This is a genomic window from Brucella pseudogrignonensis, assembly GCF_032190615.1.
Classification (GTDB): Bacteria; Pseudomonadota; Alphaproteobacteria; order Rhizobiales; family Rhizobiaceae; genus Brucella; species Brucella pseudogrignonensis_B.
This window is the reverse complement of record NZ_JAVLAT010000004.1, coordinates 54,972-68,475: the sequence shown is the minus strand read 5'-3', so window position 1 is coordinate 68,475 and position 13,504 is coordinate 54,972. Positions and strand designations below refer to the sequence as shown.

The window sequence follows — 13,504 nt, the reverse complement described above, 5'->3', positions numbered from 1 at the left end:
GTCTTGAAAATGGCATCGTGAAGAACGCCTTTTATTAGTTGTTTGCAGTGTAGTAGGCTAGCAGCTTTCTCGGAAATATAGACCACATCAATTCCAACAAACAACGTCTCCTCGCAGTTAGCAGGACTCTAAGTGTCCGTCCAGAAACAAGTTGAATGATATGAGTCACTTGTGATTCCATGCTGTTGATTTTCAATGGTTAGGTATGGAAGCGATGTGGACGAAGGCAAACCGTGGCACATACAATCGGAATGGTCTGCGCTATCCGAGTGACTTAACGGATGCGGAATGGGCTCTGGTCGAACCATTAATCCCTCCAGCTAAACGCGGCGGCCGCAAGCGCGAGGTTGATGTTCGTGAGGTTGTCAACGGCCTGCTCTATATTCTGAGCACGGGCTGCCAATGGCGGGCTGTGCCAAAGGATTTGCCGCCGAAGAGCACGCTATTCAGCTATTTCGATTTGTGGAACTGGGATGGCACCCTCGGACGTATTCACGAAGAACTTTATATGAAATGCCGCGAGGCGATGGGACGCGAAGCCAGCCCAACCGCAGCAATCATCGACAGCCAGAGCGTCAAAAGTGCCGAAAAAGGGGGCGCTGTATCGACCAGAGCGGGTATGATGCGGGGAAGAAGATCAAAGGCAAGAAGCGCCATATCCTTGTTGATACGGTAGGACTGTTGTTGCACGCACTGGTTCATCCGGCCGACATCCAAGACCGCGATGGCGGTATTCTGGTACTCAAGACGCTGTTTGGGCGCTACCCGTTTTTGAAGAAGCTGTTCGCTGATGGCGGCTATCAGGGGCCTGTTTTTGCCAAAGGCCAGAAGAAGGCAATGCCGGGTCTGACAACCGAGATAGTGAAGCGCTCCGACACGGCAAAGGGCTTTGAGGTCTTGCCCAGACGCTGGGTCGTCGAACGGACCTTTGCATGGTTTGGACGATGCCGCAGACTGGCCAAGGACTTTGAGAACCTCACACATAATGCGCTCGCATTCATCAAACTGGCGTCTATCCGCCTCATGTTGCGAAGGCTCTGTTCAAAATGAATAACTTCTTGGACAGACTCTAAGAATGGGCTTGGCCGGCCCGGGATGAAAATGACGATGGCGTTGTGCCCATCAGCAGATGTTCAGGTTGCAGATCCTATGTCCATAAACGCACCGACCGCTCCCCCCCCTAAGCGGACACACGGTACGTTCTTGACTATCCGTCAAGTTTTGAGCCCTGCCGAATGCTCAGCCTCGATCTGGGAAAGCACAGTCGCAGGGGAGGACCGTCACGAGCGGCAGAACCGGTCCACATTGATAGCGATTCCCAACCAAGCCAACAACTCTTTACAACTGTAAAGTTCCTGGTATCACATCCGACCCGCAATGATCTTTACAACTGTAAAGATCGCCTGTTTCCGCGTTAACCTCTTATTAACTAAAAAAACATTGTCGAATCGTCAGATATAGGTATCTTTGACGGTAATGAACACTTTTCGCGTTCATAACCGTCATGAGGAAATAATGCTTCAGCCAACCAATGTCACCGTCAGCGACACCGCATCAAAGATCGAAGGCTACACTTCGAAGCTTTCTGTGGAACTGCGGGATATGCGGGAGGCCTTTTACCCACCACAAGCGCGTAAGTCGTTTACTCGCACCTTTTCCACGCTTGACCTAGTACGTTTATTGAACGTCCCTGAAAGCACATTGCGACAGCTTACTATAGAAGGGAAGGGGCCGCAGCCCGAGCGAGCGGAGAACAATCGCCGCACCTACACAATCGAGCAAGTCAAAGATCTAAGATCGTTTCTCGCCGACTTACGTCCAGAAGAAGCTCAGGATTTGCTTCCTAACCGTCGGCCTGGGGAACGACTACAAGTTTTAGCAACCTCCAACTTCAAAGGCGGTAGTTCTAAAACAACGACTTCGGTCCATTTAGCGCATTTCCTTGGCCTGCAAGGTTATCGAGTTCTTTGCATAGATCTCGACCCTCAAGCGTCGATGACTTCGATGTTCGGCATTCAGCCTGAGTTCGATCTTGAAGAGAATGAGACTGCTTATGCAGCACTGCGCTATGATGATGAGCGACGCCCTCTTGCTGAGGTTATTCGTGCAACATATTTTCCCGGCGTTGACCTAGTCCCTGGCAATCTCGAATTGATGGACTTCGAGTTTGATACTCCTTCCTACCTGACATCGCGAAACAGAGATGAACTCGGACTGTTTTTCGAGAGACTTGGAAAAGCGATCGCTTCGGTGGAGAACCAATACGATCTGGTAATCCTAGATACTCCACCTTCTCTTGGCTATACCACCCTGGCCGCCCTCTACGCCGCGACTTCATTGATCGTGACAGTGCATCCTGCGATGCTTGATGTCGCGTCCTGCAATCAATTTCTCATTATGATATCTGATTTGGCCGATGTTTTGGCCCAATTTGGCGCTCGATTCGACCACGATTACTTTAAGTTTTTACTCACTCGCGTAAATCCGAATGACGGGCCCCAAAAATATATGTCCGGTGTCATGCGCCGCCTTTTTGGTGATGATGTTTTAGTCGCCGAGGCACTGGAATCAACTGCGATAGCAGGGGCCGCAGTTGCCAAGAAAACACTCTACGAGTTGGAGCCGGGAGAGGTAGGCCGTGAAGCGTTAAAAAGAGCGATTGAAAGCGCAGATCGGGTTAACTTTGAGATCCTTGCTCTGATCCAGAAGGTATGGGAGCGATCCAAATGAAGAAAAGCATCCTGAAACGAATGGCCGATGCTGACAGCAGAACCGAATTTGTGGGCACTCCTGACGCCGCTGAACAAAATTCAATTGCAAGGCGCCACTCTTCTCCTGTCATCTCCAACGTCGGTCGAGCCCTCACGCAGCTTACGGAAGATAGCATTGTTACACTTGATCCCAGCAAGATCGAGCGTTCCCCGTTCAAAGATCGGTTTGAAAACGATGCCGAAGCGGATAGCGAACTGGAGTTACTAAAAGCTTCAATCGCAGCAGAAGGGCAAAAGATACCGGTATTAGCACGACCGCATCCGTCCAAGCCCGGCCATTATCAACTGGCTTATGGATATCGGAGACTGGCCGCAATCAAGTCACTGATGGGGGAAACCGATCAGAATGAGCCATTAAAGATCAAAGCTTTCATTCGAGAGCTCACTGATCGACAGTTGATCGAGGAGCAATCGCTCGAAAATGGCGTACGTGAGGGCCTCACGTGGATTGAACAAGCAATGTGGGCTTTACAGTTAAAAAACGTAGGCTTCTCGCATCGCGCTATCTGTCCCGTGCTGGGTTTGAGTGAGTCTGCGATCTCTCATCTATTCAAGGTCAGCTCTGTTATTCCAGAAGATGTAATATATGCCATAGGTCGGGCTAAATCAGTTGGACGTCCTAAGTGGACTGCTCTCGCTGAAAACCTCAAAGACCCTACCCAACTCGAAACCATTCGAGAGTTGATTAAAAGCGATGACTTCATCGCTTCGGATAGCGCGACACGTTTTGCATTAGTTTCCGCAGCGGCAAAACCGCTAAACGTTTCGGCAGGTGAAGAAGACGCTGAAGAAACGAGGGAGTTTTTTCTGGGAAATCGGCTCTTTGGGCGGGTTAGGTCCACCACGTCTGGTGTCATAATGACGATTCCAAAACAGGAAAGTCATTTTGCTCAGTGGCTAACTAACCGTATGCCAGACTTGATTAAACAATTCGACGAGCGTTCCAAGACTTAAACGGCAACGGAACGTATATGATCAACGGTCAATAAGGAGAGACCACAAAAAGAAAAAGGCCCCCAAAACGTCGCCGTCGTGGAAGCCGATTTCATGGTTTGTAGCAGGATCAAGAATCGCATTTCCTCGAATCAGTGTCAAGAGTCCTTGGCGCCATTTTGGTGAGCGGATTTCTTTTGCCTTTTGAAAGGTGAGAGGGAATGCAAATTCTGCAGACTGACACGCCCGCATTCCGTGGGCGAATGAAGATGTTTGCCCAAAATTCTGATCGGCAAGAGAAGCCGAAGCAGGGGAGGGGTGTAAACAGATGGACGCTCTACAAACAGCTCTGCGTGGCTAAGGCAGAATTCGATCTGAACGATCGTTGCCTTGCCGTGCTGAGCTCGCTTCTGTCATTTCTACCCGATGATGAGTTGCATGAGAAAAGCGGTCTTGTCGTTTTTCCATCCAATCGACAGCTTTCGCTGCGCGCCCATGGCATGCCGGAGTCCACACTGCGCCGTCATCTGGCGTCCCTGATTGAAGCCGGGATCATTGCGCGCAAAGATAGCCCGACACGTAAACGCTATGCTCATAAGGACAGGGAAGGCGGCGTCGAGCTTGCTTTCGGCTTTTCCTTTGCGCCCTTGCTCAATCGCGCCTCTGAAATTGCTGCTATCGCGGATAAGATACTCGCCGATCAGAAAGCACTGAAGCGTCTTCGCGACGAAGTGTCAGTCATGCGCCGAGATATGGCGGCAGCTTTTGCGGGTAAGGCCGAAGAAACAGGTGAGCTTAGTGAGTGTGTCGAAGCATTGTTCGTTCGCTTCCGCTCCATTGTCGACGCTATCCCTCGTCGTGCATGTCTTGATGAACTGTCCGCGATCAGGGCCAGTTTTGAAACCATTCGTGGTGAATTGGCTATCGCTCTGAAAACGATAGAGATTGTTCCGGAAATGAGCGCCAGCGTCGCTCAATATGAGCGGCAGCATAATGAATCCCTGCCAGAATCCCTTTTTGAATCTCAAAATGGCGAAAATATTGATTTGAACGCGCCTTCCGCGGATACACTAGTTTCTGTGAAGCCGGAAGAAGGAATTTCTGGCGAATTAACGCCATCCATTTCTCTCGATCAGGTGCTTCGATCCTGTCCAGATATTCGCGAATATGGTGCGAAAGGAATTGGCACATGGCGTGAGCTTCACGATGCCTCGCGGATAGTCTCAGGCTTTCTCGGCATCACTCAGTCAGCCTATCAGGAAGCGATCCGTTTCATGGGACTAGAAATCACCTCGACCGCTATTGCCTGGATCCTGCAGAAACTATCGACCATCAATTCGCCTGGCGGATATCTACGATCTCTGACACAGAAGGCGAGGGGAGGGACCTTTTCAATTCGCCAGCTCCTGTTTTCAGGAATGAAGGCAAGTGGGCATCTCGCCTCAATATGACACTGTTTTGACCCGTTTCTTAAGGCACAGCCATGAGTTGGAAACGTTTATCGCGAATAAGCCAAATTCTGGGCTCGGGCCTGTTCACGGGATTGCTTTGTTGGCTGGTCTGGGCTGGTGCACAAGGTCTCGTTGGCGTCATACAGAGCGGAAGGATCGTCAATCGACAAGGACCGGACGTTTATATGAGCGATAACCCCATCATATTCTGGGCTCTCAGTGGTTTTTTCACGCTCGGGTTAATTCTCATGGCCGGTCTGGCGTTGATTTGCTTGTCGCACTGGTTTTCCCTTTTTCGACGTTCGAACCGTTAGGCGAGCGGCTTTCGTACGGGTAACCGGTTCGCCGACGGAAACCAAAGAAGACGGGCGTCTCAGATCCGGTTCTCAGCAAAGCTCGCACGGAATACCGCTGATTAAGGGAGATCGGAAATATAAGCGTAGGCCGCTCGTACGAAGACCATCGCCGCCAGATTGCAGCGGTGGACGTGGCGAAAAATCTGCGGGATGCCGATTCAGATCGGTCGAACGTTTTCCGCTTTGGCTTTTCCAGTCTTTCGATCCTGACCGATTTCGTAGCTGACCTTCTGGCCTTCTCCGAGCGATACGCCCGCTTGGGCTAAGCCGGAGACATGCACAAAAACATCACTGCCGCCACTTTCTGGCGTGATGAAACCGAAACCTTTGTCAGAATTGAAAAATTTTACCGTGCCCGTTGCCATATGAATCCTCTTAAATGGAGCGACGTTTGCTTTGCCGATGGAGACTATTGAATGCGCGGGGGACGCGCAACCGCCTCGTATCGCCGCCACCCCATCAATTGATCATTGAACCAAGCAGCCGCTGACCATATGACCAGTAGGAGTTCTTGTGAGGAGGCGCAGACTTGAGTGTTATATTCCTGAACGGGTCAGGCAGTTTGATTTGTGACGGTGTTGATGCCGGCCAGATTGAATTTAGTATTGCGGAGCCTGCCGACGGTCCGGATACGACCAGGCGGGGAAAACTCTGGGGGAATAGGCAGGCTATCGCTGCCGCGATGGATGCCCAGAAAGTGCAACTGAAACCTTCGGATGCTCATGATCTTTTATCCCTGGATGTCGAGGAGACTGATCGGCAGCGCGGCATGTCATTCAGTGTCCTGTAGCAGGCTAAGCTAAGTGGCCCTTTTGGGATTAGTCAAACATTTCATTCGAAGACGCGTCTTCTAGAAGGATGGCGCGTTCAGATGTACTTGATGAGGAGGCTGTATGCGAGCATCGTAACCCCGACAAAAGCTATCAACATGACAATCACAGCCACCAGCAACCGGACACGTTGTCGGCGTTTGAAAGATGATTGGCCAGTCCAATCGATCATAGAGGAAGGATAATTGTCGTTCATAAGTCGATATTGCGCATAAATAAGTAAACAAGACTCTGATTGAAACCTGTGCTTACAAAATTTAACTGCGCGGTAGCGGCTGAAAACGCATGAACACTCTATACATTGCCAACGGTGACCGACTTTCGAAGAGGGCTGAGGCTTTTGATGGCTTCAGCTGACTTTCAAGCGCTGCAAATTAAAATCAGCTTCGCGATCTCCCGAGGAGGGAGGCTCGGATCAAATCGCTTTTGTTCTCTGCAGCTGCAACAGGGGCGGCGACAATGGCGGGCGCTGGCGTTTGGCTCTTTTGCTCTCGGAAGATTTGCAGGCGCTTTTGAGCATTCAGCTGGTCTGAATCTGACACTGGCTCAACGGGCTCGCCGTTAATGTCATGACACATCGCATCTGGCCGGCTGCACGCCAGATAATAGCGCTTCGAGTGAACATAAGCGCCGATAGCGCGACGAAGTGCAGTGACGCTTTCGCCTGGACTGAGGTAAGGCGAAACCTGCTGAAAAAAGCCGATTGCGACCGGGCGAATGGGATCGCCAACAGCAGCAGGGAGAATGCCCAACGGCTGGACGAGCAAATCGGTGATGGCCGTCGCTCTGCGAACATCCTTATCCGTGGCAATGACAGGCTTCGAGGCGATTCTCGAGTTTCTGTTCATGCTTTCCTATTCCCCCGCACTCTGGTGGTCCGCTGTCCTATTTACGGAATGTGAACAGAGTTTGACACCTCAATGTTCTTATCTGCGTCTGAAATTGTCGACTGCACGATCGCAAGAATCCATCGTACGCTGCGGCGCACAGGGTCATTTAATTGCCAGCCCCAGCATATTACTGGGGATGACGGGCACGCCGTTTACTTCAGTTACATTGCTGACAGATCGCAGTTCGATGCGATCATCGTGCTTGGTTCATCGATGCATGCATTTATTTACCGGACCCGAAGGCGATATTGGCCACGACCGACACGAACAAAGAGGGGGGCTTCTCCGCAGAGCTTCTCCGTACAGTTTTCTGCCAGAAAGCTGAAATGACGTGTATATGGCCAATTCGGACAAAATCGTCTTATGTCTTTTGCGGTAAACGGCTCCTTCAATGTCCGGTCAAGGTGTACTGCATGGCAGATCTCGCCATAAACCTGCTGATCGCTCTTTTTCATGACGAAACTCGTATCATTAAGAATGCGATACGAGCGCAAACAGTCACTGCGGCTAAGGGCCTATCCATTGAATGCGATATCATCTTATTAATCTCCCGTTAGAATGAACGGGCCGTCGGCTTGTAAACTAGCACTGAAAATCGATTTTACAAATTGTCGCTTTATCCAAACAATATCCGACTTTGGGAAACAGTGCTCCGGTCACACTATTTGAGCTATCGCTTAATCGTTGCATCGCGCAACACGCGGAGTCGGCGGAAGGAACTAAAACCCCGGAGCTCTTCCCAAAGACACCGGGGCCGTTCATCGCAATCTGGTCACGTCTCCATCCGCTTTGAACGTCGAAAATATAATCGCCTTGAATCCAGATTCCAATCCGTCGCTTACCTGTAAACATCGAAGACCCTTCAGCAGAATCCTGATCTCGGGTTAATCTGCCTTGGACCTTCAAACGATTCTTGAGCGCAGTTTGCGGTGGGAGCGTAGCGAACGCCGCCGGCCGGAGGCACCCGCGCTCTCATATCGCGCTGTAGGGTTGCCGGAGGCCCATTAAGAGAGGCGAGATGGCTTCGGTTAATAGAACTGGTAATTTCGATTGATGTTACCGTAAAGGTAATATGTGAATACCGATTGGATGACTTATAAGGAAGATTTTTGACCAAATATCTGCAAATAATAGCTTTCCGGGCGTACTGTTCAGCAAATACGTCTTTTTATGGGTTGTCGGAGTGAACCAAATCGGTAACATTAATTGCTGTTGAATACCAAACTTGAGGAGAATGTGACCGGGTAAAAAAGAAAAACCGCTCCCGAAAAAATCCGGAAGCGGGGTGCAAATTTCAAATATTTCGTAAAATTAAACTCGCACTCCCAACTTCCAAAGTCAATACAAAACGCTTTTCGGCGAACGGGAAAGCTTTGCCTAGTCCCTAAGAGGAGACGAGGAGTATGGTGGAAGCCCTACAGCCTGTGCGGCGGGTCGGCCGCAAACAGACATCACAACGAACCGAGTTTCGGCGGCTGGCTCAGACTGCGAAAATTGGAACCGTGACACGCGGCCAACTGATCGGACTTGCGCAGTCACTCCCTTGCCTTGGCCTCATCAACGGCACAGAGGCACATTTGCTTGTTGTACTGATCAGTACCGCTCCAGCAGAGAGCTATGACAAAGGTGGCCGACCGATCGTGTTCAAATCCAACGCTGCGCTTGCGTTCGAGATTGGGCGATCCGAGGGACGTGTCAGCCGTGTGTTATCCCGGCTGTTTGATGCCGGCGTTATTACCATGCAGGATAGCGGCAACTATAAACGCTATCCGGTGCGTGATGGGGACGACAGTATTGCCGACGCTTGCGGTATCGATCTGCGCGTTCTCATTGCTCGCTTCGCGGAGCTTGATGAAATGATACGGCAAGCAAAGGCGGAAAAGAAAGCACTCAATGCAAACCTGCGTCGCTATCGCGGCGCCGTTCGCAATCTGCGTTACGCGCTCGTGTCTGTCGAGGACCTGCCTGCGCGATTGCACGCGTTGATCGAGAAGCGTTTTGCACGTGTTCTCGATGCGGTAGGCATCGCGAGCAGGGCATCAAGTGCTGTTCTGCGTCGCGCAACTGCCTTGATTGAATGGATCATCGAGCGGGCGATGCAGATGCCTCACCGCGAGCAGCCTTCCGCTAGAAACGAAGATTCGACATGCCCATATGTCGAAAACGACATGCACAAACAGATTACAAACCCCTATTACCTTGAATATTGTAAAGATGAAATGCGTTCGGCATACACCGAACAACTCAGTTTCCCTAAAACCGGCTTCGCCGGTAGAAAAGCTCTCGAGAACAGCCTGGGACGCGATACGAGCCAAGTCAATCAACCGCACCACCCGCCACAAACGTTAATTGGCCTGCAAGATCTGTTACTGGCAATACCGGCACTGTCGACTTACGGAGTATCGCGCCCCCGCACCTGGGCTGAATTGGCCCGGCTTGCCCCGCAAATGTGCCGCATGGCTGGCATTTCCGAAGACGCTCGCTGCCGCGCTGTCGAGCAGATGGGGGAACAGGCCGCCACTATTGCCATCGCGATCACGCTGCAGAAGTTCGACGAGAGGCAAGTGAAATCGCCGGGCGGCTATTTGCGCGCCATGACAGCGCGCGCGGCCGCTGGCGAATTGCATCTGACGCGATCGGTTTTCGGGCTTGCTGGCCGTCATGGAACGGAAGCAATGCAATGATCTTTCGCTACGTTTTCGCCGCAGCGGTGGCCTTATGGCCGCAATCGACGCTTGCGAAAGGGAGGAGAGCGGCTTCTTGAGCGGAAAGACGTGGTCATGCAGCCTGGTTGCGCGCTGATCAGGCTGAAGCGATGTTGCGCTACTTGCCGGGAAACGACGGCATCGACATTGCCGAATAGGGGTATGCCGAGAATGTAGCACGCGAGCGGTTGCTTTTAATCTGGGCGGAGGACGTAGGGAGCCCGCATCTCTATCGACGGGTCCATGCCTCCAGATAAGTCCGCCCGTGCATAACCATATTGGCATTATAGGATGATCAACGTAGGGAACCGATCCGGTTATCCAGAATTTCCAAGATTACACGAATACTGTTGTAAATGCGCTGTATCCGGCTATCATGCGTGATAATTGCGGTATTGTGTCTACGGTCTATTTCGACGAGATGAATTGCCATATTGGCGTTTATAGCACACCTCTAATTCGGTTGCTTTTGACGCTCGTTCGCACGTCGACGCGGTTGCCGCAAAGCCGGAAGCCTGAAATTTCCCCGCCTACGGCTCCTCGCGCGACAAATTTTTCGGCCCTCGGCTTCCTCCGCTGCGCTCCGGCCCAAGGGTGCAACACCGCTTACCGCCGTGCCAGTGAACGATCATCGCAACCACATAGAGGAGTGAATACCATGGCCAACAAAATCACCAACTTCATCCAGTTCGACAGCGAAGACCTCGACACCGCTTCCGGCAAAGGCCGCATCTCGACCCTGACCGACGACATCGACATTGAGGTCGTGCCGTTCAATTCGGAAAACCCGGACGCTCCGACGCACCGCGTTTTCGCCAAGTCCCCGCGTGGCTTCAATATCGAGGTTGGCGGGATCTGGAAAAGGGCAAAGGCTGATGGCGAAGGCTTCAAGCGCAATCTCTCGATCCGCCGCCTGAACTACAACGCCAACCTCGGCCGTTTCGGCGGACAGGACGACCCAAGCCTTCAGGCCATTCTCGAGTGGGAACCACGCAATTGATAGCCCAACAGCGCCCGGCCAAGTGCCGGGCGCACCCCGAACGTCGCGCAAATCACTTTGTTTTCTGGATTTTCCGCACTTTTTGTGCTAGGGTTTATCTTAACAGGAGTTTTGAAGATGAACTCTCATGCCCCCCGTCCGGATCGATCTCCGGAAGCTGTTGCCAAGCGCAAAAAGGCTACCGATCAGGCACGCGCCGCAAATATGCGTCAGGGTTATGTTTACGATCCATTATTGGAAGCGGCAACCACTGCTTATGTCGCTGGCGATATCACGCGTGACGAATACAAAGAGCGCGTTGTCCGCAAACCGCAATAGTTCAAGCTCGTCCTTGTTAGTTTGATGCCGCCTGCCCCGGGCAGGCGGCTTTTGTTGGTCTTCGCTATGGCTGAAACGGAACCTAAAGGCTCCTATATCTATCCGAACACATCGGACGATCCCGACCGCAGGAACGTGCTGCACAACAAACTCGGAATCCAGTCCCATAAGGAACTGCGCGTCGAAGAATATCGCGCGGCAGCATTCCGGATGGCTGAAATTGCCGAAGGAGACGGACCGAAAGGCGCTTTCGACGCGAAACATCTGAAGGCCATTCATGGTTATATCTCCCAAGATATTTACAAATGGGCCGGTCATACCCGGGATGAAAGCCCAGTAGTTGACGGCCAGAGAGTGGAGCCGATTGGAAATCTGTCGAAAGGCGGAACCTCGTTCCTGCACGGTTCGCGCATCGAGATGGGCTTGGACGAAGCCTTTAGACCAATCAGGAATCCCGAGATATTGCGGGGGCATCGGTCGAACAGTTCGCCGAAATCGCCGGTAAAGTTTTGGCAGAGTTGAATTATGTGCACCCCTTCTGAGAAGGTAACGGGCGGGCCCAGGAGGCACTGCTAACAGCCATCGGTCGCGAACATAGTCATGAGGTTGACTTCACGGTCATTACCAAGCCGCGCATGATCGAAGCGTCGATAGCGACGACCAACGATCCCTCCAGTCCGGCGATGAAACATATCTTTAAAGACGCGATCGATCCAAACCGGCAGGAAGCCATAAGAGCTGCATTCGTCGATCTGGAAATGCGCGGTGAGAATGCTTTCGAGCACAACGTGCGCACCGCCAGGCTGGGCGAACAGATTTCAGGTCAGGTTCTCGGGCACGATACACGTGTAGCCAGCCTTGTTACCGACCACGGGATTGTCGCCGTCGATCGCACCGACCTTCCAGAGCGGTTGCCCGATGACGATACCGTAATCACATTTACGGCACGTTCTGACTTCTCCCGCCTGTCGCGCCCGGATCAGGTCAGAAATGCAGATAATCCCGCCGTCGAGCGAATGTCACCAGAGCAGAAAATAGCCGCGGACCCATCCCGGCTTGCGGAACTATCGGCGCAAATGCAGCCCGAGCGGGATTCCGACGACCGCGAACGATAAGAGATGCAACCCTCTGCGCAGAGAGCCAGTCTGTGAGCTTCGGTGAGTGACATTTGGGCCACCCCACTCGTTGGCTGATTGACGGACAAGCTGCGATAGCCTCTCCCCCATGCAACCGCTTCGCGGTCCTCCACTTCTGTTGCGGCCCAAAGGGTGCATGGGCTCGTCTCGGCTATCTCCGTTTCTTGCCGTCAACCAACGAATGGAGACGGCCATGAACAACGTCAGCGACACCTATCAGCGCATCACAGACCTCATCATCGAGCAGCTGGAAGCCGGCACCAAACCTTGGGTGCAGCCTTGGCGCGGAAATACCCGCCCGACCTCCATCATCCCCCGCCGATCCAGCGGCGAAGCCTATCGCGGCATCAATGTTCTCATGCTCTGGATTGCATCACAGATGAACGGCTACGAGGAGACCAGCTGGATGACCTATCGTCAGGCGAAGGATCTCGGCGGTCAAGTCCGGAAGGGCGAACGTGGATCGCTCGTCGTCAAGTATGGCACCCTTACGCCCAAGGATCAGGACACAGATGACGACCGTTCAATCCCTTATCTCAAGGGCTACACAGTATTCAACGTAGAGCAGATCGAGAACCTGCCTATCGAATATTACAGCCCAGCTGAACCAATGCCGACGACGCCCGTGCCGCACAATGAAACCGTCGATACCTTTGTCCGCCAGGCGGGTGCTGTCATTCACTACGGCGGCACGAAGGCTTGCTATCGTCCTGGATCTGACGACATTCTCATGCCCGACCGCGAGCGCTTTTTAAGCGGCGTCCACCTTTATTCGTCACTTCTGCACGAAATTGGTCATTGGTCAGGCGCAAAACATCGCCTTGATCGCGACCTGTCAGGCCGCTTCGGTACCGACGCTTACGCGGTCGAAGAGCTCGTCGCAGAACTGTCTGCAGCATTTCTCTGCGCTGACCTCGGTGTTTCCCATGATCCTCACGAAAACACAGCCGCCTACGTTGATAATTGGCTGGCCGTCCTGAAGGCTGATAAACGCGCCATTATCACCACTGCAGCCAAAGCCCAGGCTGTTGCCGATTATCTGCACAACCTCGTCTCGGACCAAACAAAAGAGGTCGCTTAGGCGACCTCCAAGGTAATGAACGGTCGTATCATT

12 protein-coding genes and 1 pseudogene are annotated in these 13,504 nt (G+C 52.4%); 11 read left to right on the top strand and 2 right to left on the bottom strand.

Features of this window, described 5'->3' with window-relative positions; all coding sequences use genetic code 11:
• The first annotated feature begins 205 nt into the window (after positions 1-205).
• The 4 genes and pseudogenes from RI570_RS20715 to repC (RI570_RS20700) all read left to right on the top strand — a co-directional run bounded on the left by RI570_RS20715 (position 206) and on the right by repC (RI570_RS20700) (position 5,155).
• Positions 206-1,050 (top strand): annotated as a pseudogene (locus RI570_RS20715) (IS5 family transposase).
• A 465-nt stretch (positions 1,051-1,515) separates the two neighbouring features.
• Entirely contained in the window at positions 1,516-2,730 is a 1,215-nt protein-coding gene (gene repA, locus RI570_RS20710) for a plasmid partitioning protein RepA (RefSeq protein WP_313830743.1), read from the top strand.
• Positions 2,727-3,725 carry a plasmid partitioning protein RepB gene (gene repB, locus RI570_RS20705; protein WP_313830742.1) on the top strand — a complete coding sequence of 333 codons (999 nt, stop codon included), beginning with the start codon at positions 2,727-2,729 and terminating at the stop codon, positions 3,723-3,725. Before repA ends, repB begins: the two co-directional genes overlap by 4 nt.
• A gap of 200 nt (positions 3,726-3,925) precedes the next feature.
• Positions 3,926-5,155, top strand: a complete 1,230-nt coding sequence (gene repC / locus RI570_RS20700) for a plasmid replication protein RepC (protein WP_313830741.1) — start codon at positions 3,926-3,928, stop codon at positions 5,153-5,155.
• A gap of 514 nt (positions 5,156-5,669) precedes the next feature.
• On the opposite strand, the gene RI570_RS20695 is transcribed toward repC (RI570_RS20700), so the two are convergent.
• Positions 5,670-5,876: a cold-shock protein gene (locus RI570_RS20695; RefSeq protein ID WP_313830740.1), complete on the bottom strand. Its 207-nt coding sequence runs from the start codon at positions 5,874-5,876 to the stop codon at positions 5,670-5,672.
• Between the two features lie 164 nt (positions 5,877-6,040).
• On the opposite strand from RI570_RS20695, the gene RI570_RS20690 reads away from it, so the two are divergent.
• Positions 6,041-6,301, top strand: coding sequence for a hypothetical protein (locus RI570_RS20690; RefSeq protein WP_313830739.1), 261 nt, complete (start codon positions 6,041-6,043; stop codon positions 6,299-6,301).
• A 420-nt stretch (positions 6,302-6,721) separates the two neighbouring features.
• Here the strand turns inward: RI570_RS20690 and RI570_RS20685 are convergent, their stop codons facing one another.
• A complete protein-coding gene (locus RI570_RS20685; RefSeq protein WP_313830738.1) occupies positions 6,722-7,189 on the bottom strand; it encodes a ProQ/FINO family protein in 468 nt (155 codons plus the stop codon).
• Positions 7,190-8,634: 1,445 nt separating this feature from the next.
• Between RI570_RS20685 and repC (RI570_RS20680) the strand changes: the two genes are divergently transcribed.
• From repC (RI570_RS20680) to RI570_RS20660, 6 genes are all read left to right on the top strand, one after another.
• On the top strand, positions 8,635-9,915 hold the full coding sequence (repC, locus tag RI570_RS20680; protein ID WP_313830737.1) for a plasmid replication protein RepC: 1,281 nt from the start codon (positions 8,635-8,637) through the stop codon (positions 9,913-9,915).
• 679 nt (positions 9,916-10,594) lie between these two features.
• On the top strand, positions 10,595-10,936 hold the full coding sequence (locus tag RI570_RS20675) for a DUF736 family protein (protein WP_313830736.1): 342 nt from the start codon (positions 10,595-10,597) through the stop codon (positions 10,934-10,936).
• A gap of 117 nt (positions 10,937-11,053) precedes the next feature.
• Positions 11,054-11,254 (top strand): hypothetical protein, encoded by a 201-nt coding sequence (locus tag RI570_RS20670; protein ID WP_313830735.1) that lies wholly within the window; start codon positions 11,054-11,056, stop codon positions 11,252-11,254.
• A 66-nt stretch (positions 11,255-11,320) separates the two neighbouring features.
• On the top strand, positions 11,321-11,776 hold the full coding sequence (locus tag RI570_RS21750) for a hypothetical protein (RefSeq protein WP_409558718.1): 456 nt from the start codon (positions 11,321-11,323) through the stop codon (positions 11,774-11,776).
• 113 nt (positions 11,777-11,889) lie between these two features.
• Complete coding sequence (locus RI570_RS21745) at positions 11,890-12,369, top strand: hypothetical protein (protein ID WP_409558717.1); 480 nt, start codon at positions 11,890-11,892, stop codon at positions 12,367-12,369.
• Between the two features lie 214 nt (positions 12,370-12,583).
• Complete coding sequence (locus tag RI570_RS20660) at positions 12,584-13,471, top strand: ArdC family protein (RefSeq protein WP_313830734.1); 888 nt, start codon at positions 12,584-12,586, stop codon at positions 13,469-13,471.
• Positions 13,472-13,504: the final 33 nt, after the last annotated feature.

Bases quoted from the DNA above. Each gene is read 5' to 3' on its own strand.
- repA (WP_313830743.1), top strand. From the start codon at position 1,516: ATGCTTCAGCCAACCAATGTCACCGTCAGCGACACCGCATCAAAGATC.
- RI570_RS21745 (WP_409558717.1), top strand. From the start codon at position 11,890: ATGATCGAAGCGTCGATAGCGACGACCAACGATCCCTCCAGTCCGGCG.
- RI570_RS20675 (WP_313830736.1), top strand. From the start codon at position 10,595: ATGGCCAACAAAATCACCAACTTCATCCAGTTCGACAGCGAAGACCTC.
- RI570_RS20685 (WP_313830738.1), bottom strand. From the start codon at position 7,189: ATGAACAGAAACTCGAGAATCGCCTCGAAGCCTGTCATTGCCACGGAT.
- repC (WP_313830737.1), top strand. From the start codon at position 8,635: ATGGTGGAAGCCCTACAGCCTGTGCGGCGGGTCGGCCGCAAACAGACA.
- RI570_RS20660 (WP_313830734.1), top strand. From the start codon at position 12,584: ATGAACAACGTCAGCGACACCTATCAGCGCATCACAGACCTCATCATC.
- RI570_RS21750 (WP_409558718.1), top strand. From the start codon at position 11,321: ATGGCTGAAACGGAACCTAAAGGCTCCTATATCTATCCGAACACATCG.
- repC (WP_313830741.1), top strand. From the start codon at position 3,926: ATGCAAATTCTGCAGACTGACACGCCCGCATTCCGTGGGCGAATGAAG.
- RI570_RS20695 (WP_313830740.1), bottom strand. From the start codon at position 5,876: ATGGCAACGGGCACGGTAAAATTTTTCAATTCTGACAAAGGTTTCGGT.
- repB (WP_313830742.1), top strand. From the start codon at position 2,727: ATGAAGAAAAGCATCCTGAAACGAATGGCCGATGCTGACAGCAGAACC.
- RI570_RS20670 (WP_313830735.1), top strand. From the start codon at position 11,054: ATGAACTCTCATGCCCCCCGTCCGGATCGATCTCCGGAAGCTGTTGCC.